The 23,603-nt window shown below is 68.9% G+C and carries 25 protein-coding genes; 12 read left to right on the top strand and 13 right to left on the bottom strand.

The features are described from left to right. Positions 1-75: 75 nt before the first annotated feature. The 3 genes from ACZ5QD_RS01350 to trhA all read right to left on the bottom strand — a co-directional run bounded on the left by ACZ5QD_RS01350 (position 76) and on the right by trhA (position 2,805). The gene (locus ACZ5QD_RS01350) at positions 76-1,524 is read right to left on the bottom strand and encodes a PepSY-associated TM helix domain-containing protein (protein ID WP_375002455.1); all 1,449 of its coding nucleotides are present in this window, start codon (positions 1,522-1,524) and stop codon (positions 76-78) included. A gap of 70 nt (positions 1,525-1,594) precedes the next feature. Continuing rightward, entirely contained in the window at positions 1,595-2,095 is a 501-nt protein-coding gene (locus tag ACZ5QD_RS01355; protein ID WP_006898044.1) for a hypothetical protein, read from the bottom strand. A gap of 23 nt (positions 2,096-2,118) precedes the next feature. Further along, positions 2,119-2,805, bottom strand: coding sequence for a PAQR family membrane homeostasis protein TrhA (gene trhA / locus ACZ5QD_RS01360; protein WP_062367143.1), 687 nt, complete (start codon positions 2,803-2,805; stop codon positions 2,119-2,121). 60 nt (positions 2,806-2,865) lie between these two features. Here trhA and ACZ5QD_RS01365 point away from each other — a divergent pair, with 60 nt between their 5' ends. The 3 genes from ACZ5QD_RS01365 to ACZ5QD_RS01375 are packed head-to-tail and all read left to right on the top strand — an operon-like array spanning position 2,866 to position 4,916. Continuing rightward, complete coding sequence (locus ACZ5QD_RS01365) at positions 2,866-3,648, top strand: isoprenyl transferase (protein ID WP_006898042.1); 783 nt, start codon at positions 2,866-2,868, stop codon at positions 3,646-3,648. A 39-nt stretch (positions 3,649-3,687) separates the two neighbouring features. Next, complete coding sequence (locus ACZ5QD_RS01370) at positions 3,688-4,431, top strand: SDR family oxidoreductase (protein WP_375002452.1); 744 nt, start codon at positions 3,688-3,690, stop codon at positions 4,429-4,431. Continuing rightward, positions 4,431-4,916, top strand: coding sequence for an aminoacyl-tRNA deacylase (locus tag ACZ5QD_RS01375; RefSeq protein WP_062367179.1), 486 nt, complete (start codon positions 4,431-4,433; stop codon positions 4,914-4,916). Before ACZ5QD_RS01370 ends, ACZ5QD_RS01375 begins: the two co-directional genes overlap by 1 nt. Before the next feature lie 28 nt (positions 4,917-4,944). Here ACZ5QD_RS01375 and coaA read toward each other — a convergent pair whose 3' ends face one another. Continuing rightward, a complete protein-coding gene (gene coaA / locus ACZ5QD_RS01380) occupies positions 4,945-5,886 on the bottom strand; it encodes a type I pantothenate kinase (RefSeq protein WP_006898038.1) in 942 nt (313 codons plus the stop codon). 70 nt (positions 5,887-5,956) lie between these two features. On the opposite strand from coaA, the gene ACZ5QD_RS01385 reads away from it, so the two are divergent. The 4 genes from ACZ5QD_RS01385 to ACZ5QD_RS01400 all read left to right on the top strand — a co-directional run bounded on the left by ACZ5QD_RS01385 (position 5,957) and on the right by ACZ5QD_RS01400 (position 11,310). After that, positions 5,957-7,183: a DUF885 domain-containing protein gene (locus tag ACZ5QD_RS01385; RefSeq protein WP_375002449.1), complete on the top strand. Its 1,227-nt coding sequence runs from the start codon at positions 5,957-5,959 to the stop codon at positions 7,181-7,183. Positions 7,184-7,251: 68 nt separating this feature from the next. Further along, positions 7,252-8,547 carry a serine hydroxymethyltransferase gene (gene glyA, locus ACZ5QD_RS01390; protein ID WP_006898036.1) on the top strand — a complete coding sequence of 432 codons (1,296 nt, stop codon included), beginning with the start codon at positions 7,252-7,254 and terminating at the stop codon, positions 8,545-8,547. Positions 8,548-8,637: 90 nt separating this feature from the next. Continuing rightward, positions 8,638-9,507, top strand: coding sequence for an acyl-ACP desaturase (locus tag ACZ5QD_RS01395; RefSeq protein ID WP_006898035.1), 870 nt, complete (start codon positions 8,638-8,640; stop codon positions 9,505-9,507). Between the two features lie 498 nt (positions 9,508-10,005). Then, positions 10,006-11,310 (top strand): PhoH family protein, encoded by a 1,305-nt coding sequence (locus tag ACZ5QD_RS01400; RefSeq protein ID WP_006898034.1) that lies wholly within the window; start codon positions 10,006-10,008, stop codon positions 11,308-11,310. Between the two features lie 73 nt (positions 11,311-11,383). Here the strand turns inward: ACZ5QD_RS01400 and ACZ5QD_RS01405 are convergent, their stop codons facing one another. Beyond that, on the bottom strand, positions 11,384-12,214 hold the full coding sequence (locus tag ACZ5QD_RS01405; RefSeq protein WP_039868091.1) for a PDDEXK family nuclease: 831 nt from the start codon (positions 12,212-12,214) through the stop codon (positions 11,384-11,386). Between the two features lie 96 nt (positions 12,215-12,310). Next, a complete protein-coding gene (locus ACZ5QD_RS01410; RefSeq protein WP_006898032.1) occupies positions 12,311-12,910 on the bottom strand; it encodes a class I SAM-dependent methyltransferase in 600 nt (199 codons plus the stop codon). Positions 12,911-13,103: 193 nt separating this feature from the next. Here ACZ5QD_RS01410 and ACZ5QD_RS01415 point away from each other — a divergent pair, with 193 nt between their 5' ends. Then, on the top strand, positions 13,104-13,967 hold the full coding sequence (locus ACZ5QD_RS01415; RefSeq protein WP_045539659.1) for a L,D-transpeptidase family protein: 864 nt from the start codon (positions 13,104-13,106) through the stop codon (positions 13,965-13,967). Between the two features lie 90 nt (positions 13,968-14,057). Here the strand turns inward: ACZ5QD_RS01415 and ACZ5QD_RS01420 are convergent, their stop codons facing one another. From ACZ5QD_RS01420 to ACZ5QD_RS01430, 3 genes are read right to left on the bottom strand one after another with little or no spacing between them, the layout of a single operon-like run. Beyond that, the gene (locus ACZ5QD_RS01420) at positions 14,058-14,735 is read right to left on the bottom strand and encodes a PIG-L deacetylase family protein (protein ID WP_412475593.1); all 678 of its coding nucleotides are present in this window, start codon (positions 14,733-14,735) and stop codon (positions 14,058-14,060) included. A 46-nt stretch (positions 14,736-14,781) separates the two neighbouring features. Continuing rightward, positions 14,782-15,414, bottom strand: a complete 633-nt coding sequence (locus ACZ5QD_RS01425) for a response regulator (protein WP_006898029.1) — start codon at positions 15,412-15,414, stop codon at positions 14,782-14,784. Next, a complete protein-coding gene (locus ACZ5QD_RS01430) occupies positions 15,411-16,598 on the bottom strand; it encodes a sensor histidine kinase (protein WP_039868099.1) in 1,188 nt (395 codons plus the stop codon). The genes ACZ5QD_RS01425 and ACZ5QD_RS01430 overlap by 4 nt, the downstream gene beginning before the upstream one ends. 181 nt (positions 16,599-16,779) lie before the next feature. Between ACZ5QD_RS01430 and ACZ5QD_RS01435 the strand changes: the two genes are divergently transcribed. After that, positions 16,780-17,751, top strand: a complete 972-nt coding sequence (locus tag ACZ5QD_RS01435) for an ABC transporter permease (RefSeq protein WP_045539652.1) — start codon at positions 16,780-16,782, stop codon at positions 17,749-17,751. A gap of 41 nt (positions 17,752-17,792) precedes the next feature. Then, positions 17,793-18,491: an ABC transporter ATP-binding protein gene (locus ACZ5QD_RS01440; RefSeq protein ID WP_062367126.1), complete on the top strand. Its 699-nt coding sequence runs from the start codon at positions 17,793-17,795 to the stop codon at positions 18,489-18,491. A gap of 117 nt (positions 18,492-18,608) precedes the next feature. Here ACZ5QD_RS01440 and glpX read toward each other — a convergent pair whose 3' ends face one another. Beyond that, on the bottom strand, positions 18,609-19,595 hold the full coding sequence (glpX, locus tag ACZ5QD_RS01445; RefSeq protein WP_006898025.1) for a class II fructose-bisphosphatase: 987 nt from the start codon (positions 19,593-19,595) through the stop codon (positions 18,609-18,611). A gap of 108 nt (positions 19,596-19,703) precedes the next feature. Here glpX and ACZ5QD_RS01450 point away from each other — a divergent pair, with 108 nt between their 5' ends. After that, positions 19,704-20,273: a DUF4245 domain-containing protein gene (locus ACZ5QD_RS01450; protein WP_006898024.1), complete on the top strand. Its 570-nt coding sequence runs from the start codon at positions 19,704-19,706 to the stop codon at positions 20,271-20,273. A 78-nt stretch (positions 20,274-20,351) separates the two neighbouring features. On the opposite strand, the gene ACZ5QD_RS01455 is transcribed toward ACZ5QD_RS01450, so the two are convergent. From ACZ5QD_RS01455 to ACZ5QD_RS01465, 3 genes are all read right to left on the bottom strand, one after another. Beyond that, positions 20,352-20,591 carry an exodeoxyribonuclease VII small subunit gene (locus ACZ5QD_RS01455; RefSeq protein ID WP_062367124.1) on the bottom strand — a complete coding sequence of 80 codons (240 nt, stop codon included), beginning with the start codon at positions 20,589-20,591 and terminating at the stop codon, positions 20,352-20,354. Next, positions 20,588-21,832 carry an exodeoxyribonuclease VII large subunit gene (gene xseA / locus ACZ5QD_RS01460; RefSeq protein WP_006898022.1) on the bottom strand — a complete coding sequence of 415 codons (1,245 nt, stop codon included), beginning with the start codon at positions 21,830-21,832 and terminating at the stop codon, positions 20,588-20,590. Before xseA ends, ACZ5QD_RS01455 begins: the two co-directional genes overlap by 4 nt. A gap of 64 nt (positions 21,833-21,896) precedes the next feature. Then, on the bottom strand, positions 21,897-22,610 hold the full coding sequence (locus tag ACZ5QD_RS01465; RefSeq protein WP_278126544.1) for a lipid droplet-associated protein: 714 nt from the start codon (positions 22,608-22,610) through the stop codon (positions 21,897-21,899). Between the two features lie 34 nt (positions 22,611-22,644). Between ACZ5QD_RS01465 and ACZ5QD_RS01470 the strand changes: the two genes are divergently transcribed. Beyond that, the gene (locus tag ACZ5QD_RS01470) at positions 22,645-23,598 is read left to right on the top strand and encodes a 4-hydroxy-3-methylbut-2-enyl diphosphate reductase (protein ID WP_081598154.1); all 954 of its coding nucleotides are present in this window, start codon (positions 22,645-22,647) and stop codon (positions 23,596-23,598) included. Positions 23,599-23,603 lie beyond the last annotated feature (5 nt).

Consider the following 23,603-nt stretch of genomic DNA (forward strand, 5'->3'; position numbering starts at 1 on the left):
GCGACTACCCGGAGCGGGGTACGGGCGCGCCATGCCTCGCCGCCTTTCGCCCGTTCCGGGTAGACGGAGAATCAGCTATGCGGCTGATTCGAGACCGCGTGTGCGGACGGCGCCGATCACTGTGTCGACCACCAGGAATGCCAGCAGTGGCCAGCCGAGCAGCGGGATGAACCAACCGATGGCCACCGCTGCCACCGCGATCGCGAGCGTGAGGGGCAACGGGAGCTCCCGCAACGCGCCACGTGCCGGGGGCGCACCGATCCGGCGGGTGCGCGACCGCCGCTGCCACCACGACCGGTAACCGAGCACGATCGCGACGATGAGCGCGATCATCACCGCGAACAGCAGGAGCTGATTGGCCAGGCCGAACAGCAGCCCCATGTGCAGCTGGATGCCCCACGCGGACAACTTGGCGGCCAGCGGCCAGTCGGAGAAGTCGTTGACGTCGACCACGGCGTCGCGCGACGGATCGACGGCGATGGAGCTGGTCGACATCCGCCACGGGACGCGATTCTGGGCCACGACGAAGGCTGTCGAGGCGTTGTCGGGGATCGTCACCTCCACCGGCCCGCCGATGCCGTTGGCGCGCGCGATAGCGATGGCGCCGTCGATTCCCGCGACCTCGTCGGCCGAGGACATGGCACCGGACATGGAGCCCGATCCGCTCATCTGATGATCGGCGTGCTCGCCTCCGGCGGCCTGCGGTGTGCCGGTGAGGGACGAGTCGACGGTCGGAGTGGTCCAATTCAGCGCCGACCGCAGCTCGGTGACGTGTTCGCCCGCGTAGGTCGACCAGGTGAGGCCGGTGGCCGACAGGAACAGCAGCGCCACGGCGATCCAGGTGCCGATGACGCCGTGTCTGCTGATGGTTCGGCCTCGGCCGCGCATGCGGGGAAGGCCGCGCAGCATGGAACCACTGCCGGTCGCACGGCGGCGCTTGCGGACCTGGACCGCCCACATGACCAGACCGCCGAGCGCGACGACCCACAGCCACGACGCGGCCAGCTCGGAGTACATCCTGCCCGGTTCGCCGAGGTGCAGACTGCGGTGGAGTTGGTCGATCCACGTACGGACCGGGAGCGCGCCGGACGACCCGTACGACGCGAGCTGGCCGAGCGACTCACCGGTCACCGGGTCGATGAAGACGGCGAGTCGCTCCGACTCGCCGAGCGACGGGTCGGAGAAGAGCACGCGAGTGGTGGCACCGGGTTCGGTGGCCGGCTGCACCGCCGTGACCTGGAGATCGGGGCGTACGGCCTGGGCGGCGCGGACCTGCTCGGCGACCGACTTGGCCGGACCGGACGAGTCCGTGTGCAGTTGGTGCCGGTAGATCAACTGCTCGGCCGACGGGGAGACGGCGTAGAGAGCGCCGGTGACGGCGGCGATGAGCAGGAACGGAGCGATCAGCACGCCGGCGTAGAAGTGCAGTCGCTGAACGAGGCGGATGAGGGTCGCGCGGGTGGATGCGGGTCTCGGCGGCGAGTCCGGAGTTTCCGGGGTCGCCGAAGACAGAGTGGTGGACAACGGTGTGCCTTTCGGTCAAGCAGAAGTCATCGCGCGCCGTCGACGGCACGCGATGTGATGACGTGGGTTGCTAGACCGAAAAGGGCGGGCCTCGGCGTCCGACGGCGCCGAGGAAGACGAGCGCGGCCGGTGCGGCTTGCGGGGGAGCGGGAACGACGACGGCGGCGTAGCCGGTCCGGGGCCGCAGCCGCAGACTGCTCGCGCGAACGGCGAGCGCAGAGACGGCCCGCACCAGGATCTCGGCTCCGCACAGCAGCAGCAGTGCGGCTATGGTGCCCGCGGTGTGCATGACGGCCATCGGCGCGGTGAACAGGTCATGGTGATGACCCGAGGTGAGCACGAGCAGCAGGTGGACCAGTGCCTGGCCGGCCACGAGTGCGGGCAGTGCCCGAACGCTGGGCGCGGCGCGGACGCCGATGCCCACGGCCACCGCGGCCGCTCCGACCATCAGAAGTACCGACGTCTCGGGGAGCATGCCCTGCGCGGTCGCGTGGGCGAGCACGCCGGTGACGGCGGACGTTCCGCCGACCACTGCGCCACGCAGGCGCGAGAGGCGGATCGGCGTGTTCACCCGCTCAGATTAGCCCGGCGGCCTCAGCCGATCACCACCAGCCAGACGGCGATGTAGTGCAGGGTCGCTGCGATGGCGGTACAGGCGTGGAACACCTCATGATGGCCGAATACTCCGGGCCAGGGTTCGGGCCAGCGCAGGGCGTAGAGAACGCCGCCGAGGCTGTAGAACACGCCGCCGACGGCGAGCAGCACGATGACCGCGACGCCGGTGTTGTGGACCAGCATCGGCGAGACTGCGATGATCACCCACCCGAGCACGATGTAGAGCACCACTCCCAGCCAGCGCGGCGAGGCGGGCCAGATCATCTTGAGAGCCACTCCGACGACGGCGCCGGCCCACACGACGCCCAGCACCCACCAGCGTGTCGGCGAATCGAGACCCATCACGCAGAACGGGCTGTAGGTGCCGGCGATGAAGACGAAGATCATCGAATGGTCGGCGCGTTTCATGGCGATCCTCGCCCTGGGGGTCCGCCAGTCGATCCGGTGGTACACGCTGCTGGTGCCGAACAGCCCGCAGATGGTGATCACGTACACGACCACTGCCACCACCGCGGGGGCGCTCCGGTGCATCGCCGTGCCGACGATCAGCACGACGCCGACGGCCGCCGCGACGAAGGCGGCGTACGTGTGGATGACTCCGCGCAGCACGGGCTTGACCCCGGCGGCGGGGCCTGCGGGCCTGGTAGGCGTCGAGGAGTCCGTCATGAAACCTACGGTACCGTAAGTTTCGCTCCGGTAACTTACCGGCGGAGTAGGATCACGGCTGTGAAACTGCTCCCAGACCGGCTACGCGGAGGCATGCTGCGCGTCTACGAGCATCGGCTTGTACAGCTGATGGATCCCGAGCGCATTCCGCGGCACGTGGCGATCATCTGCGACGGCAACCGGCGGTGGGCGCGGGAAGCCGGCTTCGAGGACGTCAGCCACGGGCACCGGGTGGGCGCACAGCGCATCGCCGACATGCTCGGGTGGTGCTCGGAACTGGGCATCGAAGCGGTCACCATCTACCTGCTCTCGACCGAGAACCTCACGCGCGACTCGGACGAGCTCGATGCGCTCATGGAGATAGTCCCCGACATCGTGGACGAGATCTCCGACGTCGACGCCGACTGGCGCGTCCGGATCGTCGGAAACCTCGATCAGCTCCCGACCGCGGTCGCCCAACGGCTGCGCGAGGCGTCCGATCGCACCGAGGGCGCGGCCGACATGACCGTGAACGTGGCCGTCGGCTACGGCGGACGGCAGGAGATCGTCGACGCGGTACAGCAATTGCTGATCGAGGCCCTGGCGGCGGGCGCGTCCTCCGAGGAACTGGTGGACGCGGTGACCGTCGAGGGCATCGACTCCCACCTCTACACCAGTGGGACGCCCGATCCGGACCTGGTGATCCGGACTTCGGGCGAGCAGCGCCTCAGCGGATTTCTGCTCTGGCAGTCCGCGTACTCGGAGATCTGGTTCACCGACGCCTACTGGCCTGAGTTCCGGCGCGTCGACTTCCTGCGCGCCTTGCGGGACTACACGGCACGTAACCGCCGCTTCGGCAAATGAAGTCGATCGGCGGCGAGAATCCACGAGAGGGTTGAGAGCATGCGAGTCACCGTCGTCGGCGCCAGCGGGGAGTTCGGTTCGGTGCTCAGCGACATACTGCAACGCCGCGGTGCGCAGGTGACCCGAGCGCATCGGGCGACCGGCGTGGACGCGGTCACCGGTTCGGGCCTGGCGCAGGCGTGCGAGGGCGCCGACGTCGTGGTCGACGCCACCAGCCTGCTGTCCCGAAGCGCTGACGAATCCGTGCGATTCTTCGGTGCCGTGGCCCGGAACATCTCGATCGCCGCGGAGGCTGCGGGCGCGGCAGTGGTGTTCCTGTCGATCTACGGTGCGTCCGACCCGGTCGTCAACAGGAAGATGGGGCACTACCGCGGCAAGGCGGAGCAGGAGACGGTGTACGCCGAGACCCTCGGCGGCACGGCCACCGCGGTGCTGTCGACGCAGTGGTACTCACTGGCGCAGAAGTTCCTCTCGATGCTCACCTTCGGTCCGATCGGTGCAGCACCCCGGATGCTCAGCCGTCCCGCGGCGGTCGAGGATGTGGCCGAGGTGTTCGCCGACGTCGTGCTGGACACTGCGCGACCGGCCCGTGTGACGGTGGCCGGACCGGCCGTCATGGATCTGGCCGACGCCGCCAAAGCGATAGCCGCGCAGAAGGGTTCGCCGAGATTCGTGTTCGGCGTCAACTACGGCGGACCCGGTCTGCGCTCGGGCGGCCTGGTCCCGGACCACCCGGATGCGATCACCGAGACGACTTTCGATCAGTGGCTGGCGAGGCGCTGATGGCAGCGGCGACGCCGGCCATCGCGGCGCTGGAGCGCGCGGGCCTGCCCTTCGAGGTCCACCGGTACAAACACGACCGCCGACGCGGCGACTACGGCGACGAGGCGGTCGCCGTCACGGTGTCGACCCTCGGCGTCGACGCCGCGCAGATCCTCAAGACCCTGGTGGTGGACCTCGGCGGCGAACTCGGTGTGGCGATCCTGCCGGTGCCGGAGAAACTGTCGTTGAAGGCGGTGGCCAAGGCGTTCGGAGCGCCGAAGGCGGAGATGGCGCAGGCGGCGAGAGTGACCCGCTCCACCGGCTACGTCCTCGGCGGTGTGTCGCCGCTGGGCCAGAAGACCGCGCTGCGGACCGTCGTCGACGAGTCTGCGCTGCAATGGGATTCGGTGCTGTGCAGCGGGGGCCGCCGCGGCCTGGAGATCCGGCTGGCTCCCGCCGACCTGGTGACCGCGACGAACGCGGAGATCGCGCCGATCACGGCCTGAGGCCGCGCTCGTCGGCATCGGGCCGGCGTCAGAGTTTGCGCAGCCGCACCCGGTTGATCGCGTGGTTGCCGTCTTTGCGCAGCACGAGGGTGGCCCGCGGTCGCGTCGGCAGGATGTTCTCGATCAGGTTCGGGCGGTTGATGGAGGTCCAGATGTCGCGCGCCGCGATCGTCGCCTGCTCGTCGGTCAGCGACGAGTAGTAGTGGAAATGCGACTCGGGGTCGGCGAACGAACCGGTGCGCATCTGCAGGAATCGGGAGATGTACCACTTCTCGATGTCGGAGGTCTTCGCGTCGACGTAGATCGAGAAGTCGAACAGATCCGAGACGGTCAGGGTGGGACCGGTCTGGAGGACGTTGAGGCCCTCGACGATCAGGATGTCGGGCTGGCGCACCGAGTGCACCACGCCGGGCACGATGTCGTAACTGACGTGGTCGTAGACCGGTGCCGTGACCTCGGGCGTGCCCGACTTCACCTCGGTCACGAAGCGCAGCAGCGCGCGGCGGTCGTACGACTCGGGAAAGCCCTTGCGGTGCATGATGCCCCGCCGCTCCAACTCCGCCGTCGGCAGTAGGAATCCGTCGGTGGTGACGAGGTCGACCTTCGGGTGGGTCTCCCACCGCGACAGCAGCGTCGCCAGGACGCGGGCGGTGGTCGACTTGCCGACGGCCACCGAACCGGCGATGCCGATCACGAAGGGCACCTGTCGATTCCGCTGACGTTCGCCGAGGAAGGTCGACGTCGCCGCGAACAGTCGCTGTCTGGCCTCCACCTGCAGGTGGATCAACCGGGACAGCGGAAGGTAGACCTCAGCGACCTCGTTGAGATCGACTTGCTCACCGAGGCCGACGAGTTTGTCGAGTTCAGACTCGTTCAGCACCATGGGCATCGACTGCCGCAGCTCACGCCACTGCTTGCGGTCGAGTTCCAGGTACAGGCCGGGGTCGCGGTCGTGGGATAGACGCGCCATGGAGGGTAAGGCTACAGGGACGCCGATGTCGCGGAGACGATAGCCGGGCGTCGCCGGTAGCGTTGGTCACATGACAGGTGGCATGTCCGCGGATCCGGTGACCGAGTACCTGCGGCTGGGGCTGGCGTTCGACCGCCTCGAAGAGGGATTCGTCGACGCCTACACCGGTGATCCCGCATTGCGCGTGGAGGTCGAGAACGCGCCCGCGCCGCACCCGGCCGGGCTGGCGGACCGCGCCCGCGCGCTGCAGCGCGAGTTGCCGGCCGGTCTGCCCGCCGAACGGGCCGAGTTCGTCGGGGCCCACTTGCGTGCACTCGAGTGCTCGGCCCGCAAGTTCGCGGGCGAGGAGGTCGGGTTCGTCGACGAGGTCCAGGCGTACTTCGACGTCCGGATCGAGCCCGGCGACGAGGCCGTCTACCGCGAGGCCCACGCCGGGATGGCCGAGGCGCTCGGGGTGCCGGGGGCGACCGGCGACCGGCTCCGCGAGGCGTACGCCGCCTACCGTCGGGCCGACGAGATCCCGGCCGCCGCGGTGGCGCAACTGATCGCGGAGTTCTCGGGCAGTCTGCGCGAGACGGTGCGCACCGCCTTCCCGCTGCCGGATGCGGAGACCGTCGAGTTCGAAGTGGTCGGCGACAAACCGTGGTCGGGCTTCAACTACTACCTGGGCGGTTACCGTTCCAAGGTCGCGGTGAACACCGATCTGCCGCAGTACATGTCCTCATTGCCGGGGCTGATCGCTCACGAGGCCTACCCGGGACACCACACCGAGCACTGCCGCAAGGAACAGGGTCTGGTCGGATCGGGACAACTCGAACACACCGTGTTCCTGGTCAACACGCCCCAGTGTCTGATGGCCGAGGGGCTCGCCGACCACGCGCTCGCGGCGGCCAAGGGCACCGGGTGGCACGAGTGGGCCGCGGAGATCTACGCCGACTTCGGGCTGCGTTTCGACCCCGAGCGGGCGCGCGCGGTCGGGGCCGCGGCCGCCGGTCTGATCCGGGTGCGTCAGGACGCGGCCCTGGCGCTGCACGATCGCGGCGACGACATCGACGATGTCGCGGCCTTCCTCCAGCGCTGGCTGCTCGTGGCTCCTGACCGGGCCCGCCAGATGCTCCGGTTCCTCACCTCGCCGCTCTGGCGCGCGTACATCTCCACCTACGTCGAGGGCTACGCCTTGCTCGAGACCTGGCTCGATCGGGCCGGCCCCTCGGGTCCGGAACGTCTGGCACGGTTCGGCCGACTGCTGGACGAGCCGCTGATCCCGGCGTCGCTGCGCAGGGAACTCGCCGCGTAGCGGGCCGCCGGTTCGCCCGTGAACCCGACGCGGTGGAGAGCGGAGACACGCAGGTAGAATCGGGCGCCATGAGCCTGTTTTCGCAGTCCCTTGCCGACCTGGATCCCGATGTAGCCGCCGCCATGAACGGCGAGTTGTCGCGTCAGCGCGACACCCTGGAGATGATCGCGTCGGAGAACTTCGTTCCCCGGGCCGTCCTGCAGGCGCAGGGCAGCGTGCTGACCAACAAGTACGCCGAGGGCTACCCGGGACGCCGCTACTACGGCGGCTGCGAACACGTGGACGTGATCGAGGACATCGCCCGCGACCGCGCCAAGGCTCTCTTCGGCGCCGATTTCGCCAACGTCCAGCCGCACGCGGGTGCGCAGGCGAATGCCGCGGTGCTGCAGGCTCTCATGGAACCGGGGGAGACGCTCCTCGGACTCGATCTGGCGCACGGCGGCCACCTGACCCACGGCATGCGGCTCAACTTCTCCGGCAAGCTCTACGAGAACGCCTTCTACGGCGTCAGCAAAGAGGACTTCCGCGTCGACATGGACGAGGTGCGCAAGATCGCGCTCGACACCCGTCCGAAGGTGATCGTCGCCGGATGGTCGGCGTACCCGCGCACCCTCGACTTCGCCGCGTTCCGCGAGATCGCGGATGAGGTCGGCGCACACCTCTGGGTCGACATGGCGCACTTCGCCGGTCTGGTCGCGGCCGGGCTGCACCCGAGCCCGGTGCCGCACGCCGACGTCGTCTCCACCACCGTCCACAAGACTCTCGGCGGTCCGCGCTCGGGCATGATCCTCGCCAAGCAGGAGTGGGCCAAGAAGCTCAACTCCGCGGTGTTCCCCGGCCAGCAGGGCGGACCGCTGATGCACGTCATCGCGGCCAAGGCCGTCGCGCTGAAGATCGCCGCGAGCGAGGAGTTCGCCGAGCGCCAGCGCCGCACCCTGTCGGGCGCCAAGATCCTCGCCGAGCGCCTGACGGCCGACGACGTGACCAAGGCCGGCGTCTCGGTCCTGACCGGCGGCACCGACGTCCACCTCGTGCTGGTGGATCTGCGCAACTCCGACCTCGACGGCCAGCAGGCCGAGGATCTGCTGCACGAGGTCGGCATCACGGTCAACCGCAATGCCGTGCCGTTCGACCCCCGCCCGCCGATGGTGACCTCCGGGCTGCGCATCGGCACCCCGGCGCTCGCGACGCGCGGATTCGGCGACGCCGAGTTCACCGAGGTCGCCGACATCATCGGCACCGCGCTCGCCGCGGGCAAGGGCGCCGACGTCTCGGCCCTTCGTGCACGCGTCAGCAAGCTCGCTCTCGATCTGCCTCTGTACGAGGGCCTCGAGGACTGGGGTCTGATGAGCGCGCAGGCCTGATCCGAGCCGAAATCCAGGCGACGCCGGTCCCGTAGCGGCCGGCGTCGACCTGGTTTCGGTGGGGGCCGTCCGTCGTTTAGGGTGGGTGTCGTGGCTGTACTGAGCAATGACGAGTTGATCAACGCGCTGGAGAAGGCGCTCCCGGAGATCGCGGAGGAGCACGCCGAAGGTGCCATCTCGTGGACGCCGTCGGATTGGATCCCCTGGGACCTGGGCCGCAACTTCGCCTTCCTGGGCGGTGACGACTACGTGCCGTCCGATTCCACGCTGCCCGAGACCGCCGCGGCCGGACTCCAGGCGCTGCTGCTCACCAAGGACAATCTGCCCTCGTTCCATCGCGTCCTCGCGATGCACTTCCCCGCGTTCTCCGATTGGCGACAGCTGGTCGGCGTGTGGACCGCCGAGGACAATCGTCACTCGATCGTCCTGCGCGACTACCTGGTGGTGACCCGGGCGGTGGATCCGGTGGAGGCCGAGAACCGTCGTCGCATCCATGTGGTCGCCGGCTGGCGGCAGTCGCCCGAGGCCATCGAGAACCTTGGACCGATGGACGTCCTGGCCCTGCTCGCGGTCCACGAGAACCAGTGCGTCACGTTCATCGAGAAGCTGCTGGGCTACGTCGACGACGAGAACCTGACTCAGATCCTGACCAAGATCCAGACCGACGACGCCGTGCAGGCCGCGACGTTCCAGGCCTTCCTGATGGCGGGCGTGGTAGCGGACCAGGAGTCCACCGTCCTGGCCGTCGACAAGGCGCTCGCCGGGATCGAGCACATCGGTTCCGACATCGCCGACTTCGACGCGCAGCGCGATTTCATCTCGGACTTCGAAGACGTCTCGACCGACGCCGCGATCGCGGCGAAGCTGGCCTCGGAGCTCAAGCTGGAGAGCCTTCAGGAGCTCAGCGCCGAGGCCGAGTCCGCGCGTGCCCGGATTCTCGCGAAGGCTGCCGGGCACTGACTCCCTGCAGGCCCCGGAATCGGGTCCGGGAGATCGTCGTTCCCGGCCCGAGCCGATTCACAGACACCCGCGTCCGTAAGGCTTCGCGCGGCGAACCGCCCCGCACCTCCCGGCGGCGGTCGATCCACCATTGGTGACCGGTCGACGGGCGCGACGCCCGTCGACCGCTGTCGTGGTGCTGAAGTTGCCGCTGATCCGTGGTGTGACGAGAGATCGCTCGGCGTCGTCGTTCGGTAACTCAACCTTCACCGACGCGCCGACTGCGCTTGGCCACTCGGAGATGTGACGCAGCGTACGTTGGGCCTTAACGGGCCGCGGGGAAGCGGTTCGTTCGGGAGGTTCGATTCGTGAACGACACAGGTGTCACGAGAGGGCCGGCCCCGGCTCTCGCCGACTTCGGTTGACCGCCGGCAGGTGGAGATCGAGCAGGCACGAGCCGACCGGCTGCTCAGACAAACTCGTTCCGTGCGGGGCTGCACGGGCGACTAGGAGTCCGACGTGACCGTTCGCACCTACGTCCTCGATACCTCCGTCCTGCTGTCCGACCCGTGGGCGGTGACCCGCTTCGCGGAGCATCACGTAGTGCTCCCGCTGGTCGTCATCAGCGAACTCGAGGGCAAACGCCACCACAGCGAACTCGGCTGGTTCGCGCGTCAGGCACTTCGCCTGCTCGACGACCTGCGAGTCAGACACGAACGTCTCGATCTGCCGATCTCGATCGGCGACGAGGGCGGAACCGTGCAGGTGGAGCTCAACCACACCGACCCGACGGTCCTGCCCGCCGGTTTCCGCAACGACACGAACGACTCGCGGATCCTGGCCTGCGCGCTCAATCTGCGTGCGGAGGGCCGCGACGTCACGCTGGTCTCGAAGGACACCCCGCTGCGCGTCAAGGCGGGCGCGGTCGGCCTCGCCGCCGACGAGTACCACGCCCAGGACGTGGTGGTCTCGGGATGGACCGGAATGGACGAGATCGACGTCGCCGACACGGCGATCGACGCCCTGTTCGCCGACGGGCTGATCGATCTCGACGAGGCGCGGGAACTGCCCTGCCACACGGGCGTGCGGATGGTCGGCAACGGGCAGAGTGCGCTGGGCCGCGTCACCGAGACCAAACAGGTACAGCTCGTCCGCGGCGACCGCGAGGCGTTCGGCCTGCGCGGCCGGTCGGCGGAACAGCGCGTGGCGCTCGACCTGCTGCTCGACGAATCCGTCGGGATCGTCTCCCTGGGCGGCAAGGCCGGCACCGGCAAGTCGGCGCTGGCCCTGTGCGCGGGTCTGGAGGCGGTGCTCGAGCGTCGCACTCAGCGCAAAGTGGTCGTCTTTCGCCCGCTGTACGCGGTCGGCGGTCAGCAACTGGGCTACCTGCCCGGAGGCGAGGCCGAGAAGATGGGGCCGTGGGCGCAGGCCGTCTTCGACACGCTGGAGGGACTGGTGTCGACCGAGGTGGTCGACGAGGTCCTGTCGAGGGGCATGCTCGAGGTTCTGCCGCTGACGCACATCCGCGGACGGTCGCTGCACGATTCCTTCGTGATCGTCGACGAAGCGCAGTCGCTCGAGCGCAACGTGCTGCTCACGGTGCTCTCGCGGCTCGGGTCGGGGTCGCGCGTGGTGCTGACGCACGATGTCGCGCAGCGCGACAACCTGCGCGTCGGCCGCCATGACGGTGTCGCCGCGGTGATCGAGAAGCTCAAGGGCCATCCGCTGTTCGCACACGTGACCCTCACCAGGAGCGAGCGGTCGCCGATCGCAGCGCTGGTGACCGACATGCTGGAGGAGTTCGCGCCGGGCGCCGGGGTGTGACTCCTGGCTCGCGCACAGCATTGACCGATTCGGCGGCTTCCGGCCGAGAAGTTCGGGCGACACGCGTGAGCGGTCAATGCTGTGCGCGCTGCGCCGGACGCATGTGAGTGCCGTTGCGGACGGCCCGGATGATCTTCGCGAGGGTTGCCGTCCATCGGAAGACGATGTCGTCGTAGGTGAAGCGGAGCGTGTGATAGCCGAGGTCGAAGGCGGTCGCGTCGCGCGTCCGGTCGGACTGGAAGTGCGGCCGGTCGCCGTGGATCTCCCAGCCGTCGATCTCGATGATCAGGTAGTCGCCGATGAGGAGGTCGACCCGGCCGACTCCGTCGATCTTCACCTGCGTTCGCACGGGGACGCGGTGAGTGCGCAGTCGTCGGCGAGCCATCGACTCCGGGCCTGACTCGGCGTTCGGATCGCACTCATCGATCAGCAGTCGGACGGACTTCGGAGCGTCGCGGAACAGGTACTCGAGCTCCTCGATGTGCATCAGTCGCAGGTTCAGCACCGAATCGCAAACGACCACAAATCCCTCCGCATCGAGGCAGCGAGCCGCGTGTCGCAGTGCGGTCGGGAGGTCGTCGACTGCGTCGGCCTCCGGAACGGGCCGCCCGAACTGCCTGCAGAACGGTCCTCGAAGGTGCTGCACCGCCCACGAGTTGCCGCGGACGTGGAGCCGGTCGTCGGCGGGAACCCAGACGCCGTGGCGTCTGAGGGCCGACATGCAACTCACTACACCGCCGCGGCGGACCGCGGCGACGTCGTCACTGCGCGCCTCACCGATTCGGTACCAGCCCCGACGGAGCTGTTCGGCGTGGCCGCGCCGGATCAGGTCGTTCAAGCGGGCGCGGCCGATCATCCGTTCGATCTCTCGGTACGGGTACACCCCGGATCTGATCGCGTTCATGCGCAGATGATGCGCACTTCGGGAACTGCGTTCCGGGTTTCCTCCGCGCGGGAGCGCGAGTGTGGATCGATTGCTCCTCGTCTACAGGCGTCAACCTCATGCGCGCCGCAGAATCGACACGGCGAAGTCGGCGTCGTCGTGCCACGGGCGGACGTCCCAGGTCGACAGCCGGAGGTCGAGCGACAGGTCGGTCTCGGTCAGGGCGGCGTCGAAGGTCTCCACCGCCAGTTTCGCCGTATGGAACCCGACGGCGACGAAGCCGTCGGGCAGCAGATGGTCGGACAAGCGCTGCAGCACGACCGCCTCGGTGTTCGGCGCCACGAAGGCCAGCACATTGCCCGCGCAGACGATTGCGTCGAACTGCTCGCGCGTTCCGTCCGGCCGGCGGAGATCGAGTTCGGCGAGATCGGCGACGCGCCAGCGGGGGCCGGGGTAGTCGGTCTGCGCTGCCTCGATGAGCTTCGGATCGACGTCGACGCCGGTGACCCGGTGACCGACGCCGTGCAGGTAGCCGCCGACCCGGCCGGGTCCGCAACCGGCGTCCAGGACCCGCGCCGAGCGGGCGACCATCGCATCGATGAGTCGACCCTCCCCGAACAGATCGTCGCCGTTCGCCGCCATCTCACGGAATCGCTGGATGTACCACTCACTGTGGCCGGGCGCGGTGTCGGTGATCCATCGGGGAGCAGGGGTCATGGCCTCCACCGTAGCCGGAGCCACAGGTCAGCGGCATGGGTGCGGGGCCGGGCCTCGGTGCGGACGCCGTCGGCGAACCCTCCGCAGGCAGCTCACAGAACAGTTGCGGAAAGGTGACGATGGTCTCCAGGTGTGGCAGCCACGAGCGAACGACTGGCACACTGGCATGGTGCTGAAGTTACTGATGAGGCGAATGTTGCAAGTGGGGTTTGCGCTTACTGCGCTCCTCGGAGCACTCGTCGTGGGTGCCGGACAGGCGTCCGCGGTCCCGCAGACCGCGCCGCAGACAGGGTCTCCGCAGACCGGATCCGACAGCATCACGACGTTGATCGACAACCTGCTCAAGGGGATGAAGGAACCGGGTACCCCCGCCGTGCCCGGTGCGCAGGAGACGAGCCAGATGATCGTCGTGACGGCGCCGGTGGCGTCGTCGCAGACCGCGACGCTGACCGCGTTCGAGAAGGATGCGGCAGGTCAGTGGAAGCCGGTCATCGGCCCGACCAAGGCCTTCCTCGGCGAGAAGGGCATGGGCAAGGCGCAGGACAACGTGCACCGGACTCCGGAGGGCACGTTCGGACTCGACCAGGCCTTCGGTCGCCAGGCGAATCCCGGGACCAAGATGCCGTACTTCCAGGCGACCACGCAGGACTGGTGGGACTCCAACGAGAAGTCGCCGACCTACAACACGCACGTCAAGTCGGCCACCAGCCCGGGCGGCGACAGCGAGAACCTGTACAACAGCGGACCGGTGTACGACTACGCGGTCAACATCAACCACAACCCGACCAACACACCGGGCGACGCGTCGGCGATCTTCCTGCACGTGACCAACGGCGAACCGACGCAGGGCTGCGTCGCGATCGACCGCGACAAGATGGTCGAGATCCTCAAGTGGCTCGACCCGGCCAAGAACCCGAAGATCACCATCGGCGTCAACGTCAACGCGCCGAAGGAGGCTCCGGCCGAGCAGAAGATGCCCGGTGCCGATCTCATCGGCGGAGTCCTGGGCAATCTCGCCACGCTGATCCCGAACCTGCTCAGCGGCGCGATGCGCTGACACGCACCCAAGCCACATCGGTTGGACCCGGGGCCGCATGCGACGACGCGTGCGGCCCCGGCGCTTGTCTCGGGGGCACCACAGGCCGGTTCAGCGGGGCCGGATCTGTTCGAAACCCGTGGCGTGCGCGGCGTCGAACCCGTCGATCGCGGCGGTGAACGACTCCACCTGATTGCGGGCCTGATCGGCCACCGGTGTAGACGGATTGAGCACCTCGAGGTACACGCGGTGGCACGACAGCGACTCGACCGCCGCCTCGACGAAGCCCGTCACGTCCACCGCGTGCGTCGGGTGCGGGCCGTTCCAGAACAATCCCGAGGGCGGGTCAGCGAGCTCGTCGTAGGCGTCGACCACCGCCGCCGCGAACTCCATGTGATCGCGCTGATTGGGGAAGCCCGGCGCCCACTCGGGGCCGCCGTACGTCGCCAGGACGACGTCGGGCGACACGCGCTCGATCGCCTCTGTGATCTTCGCGCGCAGCTCCGGAGTGTTTTGCAACTCGCTGTCCGGGAAGCCCCAGAACTCCACCTCATCGACGCCGACCACGGCGGCCGAGGCGATCTGCTCACCTTCTCGCAGCGGCCCGGCCTCGGCCGCGGCCATCCCCTCGATGCCGACCTCTCCGCTGGTCGCCAGGCCGTAGACGACGCGTCTGCCTTCGGATGTCCAGCGCGCGACGGCCGCGGCCATCCCGTACTCCGGGTCGTCGGGATGTGCGACGAGCACGAGGGCGGTGGACCAGTCCGTGGGAAACGTGGTGAGGCTCATGCGAGTCACGCTACGCGGAACCGGCGATCCCGTCCGGCGGGTGCGCTCAGCCGATCAGTCCGCGCTGACGTGCGACGGCAACCACCTTGCTGCGGCTCGAGACGCCGAGCTTGTCGAAGATGTGCACCAGATGCGACTTGACGGTGGCCTCCGAGATGAACAGACGCTTGGCGATCTCGCGGTTGCTGAGGCCGAGGTCGAGATGCTCCACGATCTCGAGCTCTCGTGCCGTGAGGGCCGGCCTGCTGTCGGTGACGCGGGTCAGCAGTCGCGCCGCCACCGCTGGGCCGAGGACCGTCTCGCCGGCGGCAGCCGACCGGATGGCGCTGATCAGGGTCTCGGGCGCGGCGTCCTTGAGCAGGTAGCCGACGGCACCGGCACTGACCGATCGGACGATGTCGGCATCGGATTCGTAGGTGGTGAGGATCAGCACCTGAGGCGGATCGGCCAGCCGGCGGATCGATTGGGTGGCGTAGACGCCGTCCGCGTCGTGCGTCTCGGTCCCGTGCAGGCGCAGATCCATCAGGACGACGTCGAGGGAGAGTTCGCCGGCGAGGGCGATCGCCTCGTCGGCGGTACCGGCCTCGGCCACCACGTCGAGATCGGGGGAGGCGCCCAGGACGGCGCGCAGACCTGCGCGGACCACGGGGTGGTCGTCGACCAGCATGATGCGGATCACGGTTGCCCTCCGATCGGGAGCCGGGCGTGGATCACGGTACCGTCGTCGGGCTCCGATTCGACGCTGACGCTCCCGCCCGCCTCCGACACCCGATTCTGCATGGCGCGCAGGCCGAAGCCCGAGCCGTCGGACCTGCGCGGGGGTCGCCGGCCGGCCGGGAAGCCGACTCCGTCGTCGACGACGTCGAGATGCACCTCGTCGGGCAGATAGGTCAGGGTCACGGTGGCCCGGGTCGCGTGGGCGTGGCGGGCGGCGTTGGTGAGCGCCTCCTGCGCCGTTCTCAGCAGCGTGTTGCGGGTCTCCGGCCGGAGCGCGACGGTGTCGCCGTGCACTCGCAGTTCAGCCGGCAACCCGCTCTGGGAGACCCGATCCACCTCCTCGCGCAGGGCGTCGGTGAGGCCGTCCGGGCGCAGGTCCGGCCCGTCGAGCCCGCGAAGGAAGCGTCGCGACTCGGTGAGCGCCTTCTGTGCGGTGTCGAGCGCGGTGCGGACCTGGACGTCGCGCTGATCGCCCGGGGTCTCATCGTTGGTGGCCGAGCGCAGCAGCAGCACGATGCTCGCCAGGCTCTGCCCGGTGCCGTCGTGGATCTCCCCGCCCAGGCGCTCCCGCTCGGCGAGGATCCCGGCCTGACGTTCCTTGGCGGCCAAAAGTTCTCGGGTTGCGAGGAGATCGGCGACGAGCTCGTCGCGCTCGTCCACCATCGCGATGATCCGACGGAAGATCTCAGTCACGGCGACCGCGGTGGCGATGCCGAACGCCGGACCGATGATGCCGCCGACCATCAGCTCGGGACTGTGGAGCAGCGTGGAGCCGATCGACGTCGTCACGATCACCACCTCGGCGACCACCGAGACCGGCGGTTCGAGGAAGTACCAGCACAGCATGGCCAGGACGAAGGCCAGCCAGACGAACCCGGGGGAGAGCAGCACCAGTGCGACCCACAGCAGGGTGAGGATCACCACCCAGATGCCCGTGTCGAGGCCCCGGCCGCGCGTGTGCGACCACACGCCGAGCAGGTACCACCCGCCGACGACGGCGACACCGGCGATCACCGCGGCGGCCCCGCCGAACACGATGGGCGCCGAGCCGGCCAGAGCTTGAGCCATTCCGGCGAGCAGAAGCGCCAGGAACAGGATGTGGCCGCCCCATTCCGCATAGCGCTCGGCCGGTCGATCGTGCGTCATAGCCTCCAGTATCACCGCCCCGCCGCCACCGACCATGGCGTCTACAACTTTCGATGGATGCCCGCGCGCCGCCGGATGGATGCAGATCTGAGGTGCCCAGACGATGTTCCGGCGCCCGATTCCCGACAGGCTGGAAGCACGTTGGTCGAGCGGTTTCGCACCGCTGTTCACAGGAGGACGCGTGTATCTGGGATTGCGGGAGTTCCGCGCTGCAGCAGGGCGGTTCGCGCTCGTCGTCGGGGTGGTGACACTGCTCGCGTTCATGGTGGTCGCGCTGTCGGCGCTGACCGAGGGGCTCCGCCAGCAGTCGGTGTCGGCCGTGGAGAAGCTCCCCGGAGCCGCGTTGCTGGTGCAGGAGGACGGCGACAAGCCCGCGCTGCTGTCGGACAGCGAGATCACCCGCACCGCCGGTGAGGGCACCGAACTGGGGGTGGCGACGCTGCGTGCCAGCCATGACGGAGCCAACTCCACGGTCGCGGTGTTCGGCCGCGGCGACGTTCACGAGGTGGCGGTGTCGCCGGACATCGCGAAGACGCTGGGCGTGGTCCCCGGCGGCTCGATCCAGCTCGGATCCACGACGGTGCGGGTCGACCGCGTGGCCGACGTCGGTCAGTACGCCCATCAGCAGGTGATCTCCATGCCGGTCGGCGAATGGCGCGAGGTGACGCACCGCGATTCGGTGAACGCACTGATCGTCGACTCCGATAGTGCGGCTCCGGCGGGCCTGGTCCGGGTGGCGCACGCCGATCTGCCCGACCTGGTCCCGGGCTTCTCGTCCGAACACATGTCGCTGCTGTTGATCCAGGGGCTGCTCGTGGTGATCTCGGCGGTCGTCGTCTGCGGATTCTTCGCCGTGTGGACCGGTCAGCGCATCGGCTCGCTCGCGGTGGTCCGGGCGATGGGCGCGGGACGCTGGTACCTGCTGCGCGACGGCCTCGCCCAAGCCGGTTCGGTCCTGGTGGTCGGCCTGGCACTCGGCGCGGCACTGGCGGTCGGTTTCGCCTCGCTGCTGTCGGGCAAGGCGCCGGTGGTCGTCGACCCGGCGGCCGGGGCGACGGTCCTCGCAGGCATGGCCGTCCTGGGACTGGTGGGCGCGGCGCTGGCGCTGCGGCCCCTGGTGAAGGTGGACCCGCTGGTCGCCCTCAACCGCTGACACTTCTCCGATCCGACCGATGACTACTGATGGGAACTGACATGGGATCTGCAACTGACACGGGACTGACACTCACCGACATCGATCTGACCTACCCCGACGGCGACAGCGTGGTGCGCGCGGTGCGCGGGGTGAGCCTGCACGTGGAGCCGGGCACCACCGTCGCGCTCACCGGCCCCTCCGGATGCGGGAAGTCGAGCGTGCTCGCGGTGGCCGGCGCACTGATCCGGCCCGACTCGGGGACGGTGCGGATCGGCGACCGATGCCTCGACGGCCTCGACGCGGAGGCGCTGGCCCGCGTCCGGCGCGAACGGATCGGACTGATCTTCCAGAACGACAACCTGGTACCCGGACTCACCGCAGAGGAACAACTGCTGCTCGCGGCGCATGTGGCCGGTCGCCGGCCGTCGCGGCACCGCGCCCAGGCCCGCGAACTCCTCTCGGCCGTCGGGCTCGACGGAGCGTTCGGACGCCGGCCCGGACAGCTCTCGGGCGGAATGCGGCAGCGGGTCAACATCGCCCGGGCGCTGATGAACGGACCGCAGGTGCTGCTGATCGACGAACCCACCTCCGCGCTCGACTCGACACGGGGAACGCAGATCGTCGAACTGCTCACCGAACTGGCGCGAGACCGCGTCATCGCCTCCCTGCTGGTGACGCACGATCTGCAGACGGTGACCGGGGTGGACGGAGTGCTGGAGATGAAGGACGGCGCCCTGCTGGCCGGTGTCGGGGTCTGACACCGCTGCCGTTCCCCACCGAACGCACCGATGCCCCTCGACTCATGGAGTCGAGGGGCATCGTCGGTCCTCGGTGCGAGGCCGGGGTCAGTCGATCGCGGGGGTCGATCGCGGGGATCAGATGTCCAGGCGCGCGTACTCGCGCAGCTTGGACGTCTGGTGGACCGCCTCGATGGTCCGGATGGTGCCCGACTTGGAGCGCATGACCAGCGAGCGGGTGGTGGCCCCGTTGGGACGGTAGGTGACGCCGCGGAGCATGTCGCCGTTGGTGACGCCGGTCGCGCAGAAGAAGGAGTTCTCTCCGCGCACCAGGATGTCGTTGGTCAGGACCATGTCCGGGTCCAGGCCCGCGTCGACGGCCTTCTGGCGTTCGGCGTCGTCCTTGGGCCACAGCTTGCCCTGGATCTCGCCGCCCATGCACTTCATCGCGACGGCACTGATGATGCCTTCGGGGGTGCCGCCGATGCCCATGAGCATGTCGACGGTGCTGTAATCGCCGGCGGCGGCGATGGCGCCGGCCACGTCGCCGTCGGAGATCAGCCGGATCTTGGCGCCGGCCTCACGGATCTCGTGGATCAGCTCGGCGTGGCGGGGACGGTCGAGGACGACGACGGTCAGGTCGGCGACGTCGATGCCCTTGGCCGCGGCGACCGAATTGATGTTCCACTCGGTGGACTGGTTGATGTCGATCGCGCCCTTCGCGGCCGGGCCGACGGCGATCTTGTTCATGTAGAACACCGCCGACGGGTCGTACATGGTGCCGCGTTCGGAGACCGCGATGACAGCGATCGAGTTCGGACGTCCCTCGGCCATCAGCGTGGTGCCGTCGATCGGGTCGACGGCGACGTCCACCTCGGGGCCCTCGCCGTTGCCGACGATCTCGCCGTTGTACAGCATCGGGGCCTCATCCTTCTCGCCCTCGCCGATCACGACGGTTCCGCGCATCGACACTGTGGAGAGGAGTTCGCGCATCGCGTCGACCGCGGCGCCGTCGCCGGAGTTCTTGTCGCCGCGCCCGACCCACCGACCAGCGGCCAGCGCCGCGGCCTCGGTGACACGGACCAGTTCCATGGCCAGGTTGCGGTCGGGTGCTTGCTTGGTCATGCGGACTCCACTTTCGTTGCGAACCTTGATGAGGTCTAGACCTCGATTCTTTCATGGCCGGGACCGGCGATTGGCTGGGGGCGGCGCCCGACTGCGATAATCGAAGCCATGGCCCAGAAACCCCGGATCCTGCAAGACGGACGAGACCTCGTCTGGTCGCTCATCCCGCTGCTGGTGATCGCACTGATCGTGGCCGGGGTCAGCGGCAGTTGCTCCTGGGGCTTCGGCAACTCGGCGACCGAGCAGAAGATTCCCAGTTTCAACGTCAGTGCAGGTCTGCACGCCGATGCGGAGTCGATGCCGTTCCCGATCCGGGAGCCGAAACTGCCCGCGAACTGGAAGGCCAACTCGGGTTCGACTCAGGAGATCGGCGCCACTCTCTCCAGCAACGTCGGCTGGATCACCCCCAACGGCGTCTACATCCAGCTGACGCAGACCGCCGCGACCGAGGAGCAGCTGGTTCCGAAGCTGCTCGGCGACGGCGCGAGTGGCGGTGGCGTGCGCGAGATCTCGGGCCAGCGCTGGGTCACCTACTCAGGCGACGATCACCGCAAGGCATGGATCGCCGACATGGGCGACGTGCGAGTGGGCGTGGTGAGCCGCGGCGCGGACTCCGACATGCAGACCCTCGCGAAGGCGGTCACCGAGGCCGAACCGCTGCCGTCCAAGCGTCCCTGACCCGAGCCGGTCGCCGGATCGGCCACCGGGCCTGCGGGGAAGTTAATCTTCCAGTCCTCGTCCGCCAGCCCTCGTCCCTCAGTCCTCGTCGTCGGTCTCGGCGTCGTCGTTCAGTGCGGCCTCGATCCGTGATCGAGCTCCCTCGAGATGCTCGGTGCACCGCTTGGCCAGCGCCTCGCCGCGCTCCCAGAGCGCCAGCGACTCGTCGAGACCCAGTCCACCCCGCTCGAGTGCGGTGACCACCTCCGACAATTCGTCACGAGCCTGCTCGTAGTCGAGTTCGGCGACGGGCGTGAAATCGGCTCCGGGATCGGTCACTGTCGGCTCTCCTTCGTGGTCGGCGAGATCACTGCCGCGGCCGATCCGTCGGCGACGCGGATGCGCACGGCCGCTCCGGCCGGCAGGTCGTCCACCGAGCGGACCGCGTGCGGCTGGTCGGAGTCGGTGCGCTGCACCACGGCGTATCCGCGGGCGAGCGTCTGCGCTGGTCCGAGGGTCGACAGCTGCGATGCGAGACGTTCGGTGCGATGCTCCTCGACAGTCACCAGGTGCCGGACACTGCGGCGGATGTCGCGCACTGCGCCGTCGACACGGTCCTGCCGGTCGTCGACCATGCGCAGCGGGTTCGCGAGCACGGGCCGGGCCCGGAGCCCCTCGACCACCCGTTCCTCCCGGTGCACCCAGTTGCGCAGCGCGTGGGCACTGCGCCGGCGCAACTCGGCGATTCCCTGCAGTTCGGCCGAGACGTCCGGCACCACACGCTTGGCGGCATCGGTCGGCGTCGCGGCGCGGACGTCGGCCACCAGGTCGAGCAGCGGACTGTCGGGTTCGTGGCCGATGGCGCTCACCACGGGGGTCCGGCAGGCGGAGACGGCGCGCAGCAGCGTCTCGTCGGAGAAGGGGAGCAGGTCCTCGACGCTGCCGCCCCCGCGCGCGATGACGATGACCTGGACGTGCGGTGCGGCGTCCAGCGCCGCGAGGTGCTCGACGATCGCAGGCACCGCGGTCGGTCCCTGCACGGGCGAATCCCGGACCTCGAACCGCACCGCGTCCCACCGGGCGGTCGCGACGGCGATCACATCGCGCTGTGCGGCACTGGCGCGGCCGGTGATCAGTCCGATCGTGTGGGGGAGGAACGGCAGCGGCCTCTTTCGGCGGGCGTCGAAGAGCCCCTCGGCGGCGAGCAGGGCCCTGACGCGTTCGATCCGGGCGAGGAGTTCGCCGATGCCGACCGGCCGGATGTCGGTGATCCGCAGCGACAGAGTGCCCCGGCCGGTGTAGAAGTTGGGCCGGCCGTACACCACCACCCGGGCGCCCTCGGTGAGCGGCACCGGACTCCGCTGAAGCAGACCCGGGTCGCAGGTCACCGAGATCGAGATGTCGGCGGCGGGATCGCGCAACGTCAGAAAAGCGGTGCGCGTGCCGCGGCGCAGGCTCAGCTGGGTGATCTGACCTTCCACCCACACCTGCCCGAGCCGGTGGATCCAGTCCGCGATCTTGAAACTGAGCGTGCGCACCGGCCACGGATTCTCGGCGGTGTTCCCCTGCTCGGGCGTCATCGCGGAACCCCGGTGCAGAGCCGGGCCGGGTCGATCACTGCGCCGGTTGTCACTGCGCGGTTGCTCACTGCGCGGATTCGGCCTTCTTCTGCTGGCTGACGATGCGGTTGTCGAGCATCGTGACGAAGGGCGTGCGATTGCGGTTCGCCTTCTCGAACTCGAGGATCTCGGTGAGTTCCTCGGTGCCGAGCCCGCGGACCTTGGCGCGCAGCTGGGCCAGCGTCAGCGTCGGGTAGTCGAGGGCGGCGACGGCGGCCGGGAGATGCTCCGGCGACGCTGCGGCATCCGGCGTCGTAGAGGTGGGGCCCGCGGCCACGTCGGCCGGAGCCGAGCTGTAGAGCGCGAAACGTCCGGCGTTGGCCGGGGGCGCGGCGCTGTCGGCGGCGGACTCGTCGGGGCTCGCAGCGGGGGCCTCGGCGGCGCTCGTCTCAGCGTGGTTTGTCGCGGAGTTCATCTCAGGGGCGCGGGCCGGGGCTTGCGGAACAGTGGCCGGCGCGTCGGCACGCAGCGGCCGGCTCGCCGCCTCCGCGTCGTCGTCTTCGTCGAACCGCGCCCACTCGGGCTGTTCCTGAGACTTGTCGCACAGCGGCGCGAGCAGCTCGTCGCCCTTGATGGCGAGCTCGGCGATGTTCTGCTGAAGTCGCATGCCGGCCTGCAGACTCCGGCTCACCGCACCCATCGGCAGAGTGATGACTCGCGTCGGCAGTTTGCGGGTTTCCTCGATGGTGGTGGCGACCAGACCGGCGACCACGCGGGCAGCGTATGGAGGACGACTCATGTACTAACTCTCTCACAGCCGTACCCTGGAGTTCATGGCTGATAGTAAGCGCGTCCTTCTCGCGTCGCCCCGTGGATATTGTGCAGGCGTCGACCGGGCCGTGGAGACTGTCGAGCGGACCCTCGACAAGCACGGTGCGCCGGTGTATGTCCGCAAGGAGATCGTGCACAACCGGCATGTGGTCGACACGCTGACCGAGCGTGGCGCGATCTTCGTCGACGAGACCGACGAAGTGCCCGAGGGTGCGATCGTGGTCTTCTCCGCCCACGGAGTCTCTCCCGAGGTGCACCAGAGCGCTGCGCAGCGCAGCCTCAAGACCATCGACGCGACGTGCCCGCTGGTCACCAAGGTGCATCAGGAGGCGAAGCGGTTCGCGCGCGACGATTACGACATCGTGCTGATCGGCCACGAGGGCCACGAGGAGGTCGAGGGCACCGCCGGCGAGGCCCCGCAGCACATCCAGGTGGTCGACGGACCCGACGCCGTCGACGACGTGCAGGTGCGCGACGAGTCGCGGGTGATCTGGCTGTCGCAGACCACGCTGTCGGTGGACGAGACGATGGAGACGGTGTCCCGGCTCCGGGAACGGTTCCCGCTGCTGAACGACCCGCCGTCGGACGATATCTGCTACGCCACCCAGAACCGCCAGGTAGCTGTCAAGGCGATGGCGCCGCGGTGCGAGCTGGTGATCGTGGTCGGTTCGCAGAACTCGTCCAATTCGCAGCGGCTGGTGGAGGTGGCGCTGCAGAACGGCGCCGAGGCGTCTTACCTGGTGGACTACGCCCGCGACATCGACCTGGCCTGGCTCGACGGCGTCACCACGGTCGGCGTCACCTCGGGTGCCTCGGTCCCGGAGGTCCTCGTCCGCGGGGTGGTGGATCTGCTCGCCGAGCACGGTTACGCGGACGTCGAGACCGTGACCACCGCCGAGGAGACGCTCACCTTCGCGTTGCCGCGCGAACTGCGGCCCGCCCGCAATCCCCGCTGACCGCG

It is taken from the genome of Gordonia sp. J1A (assembly GCF_055393515.1).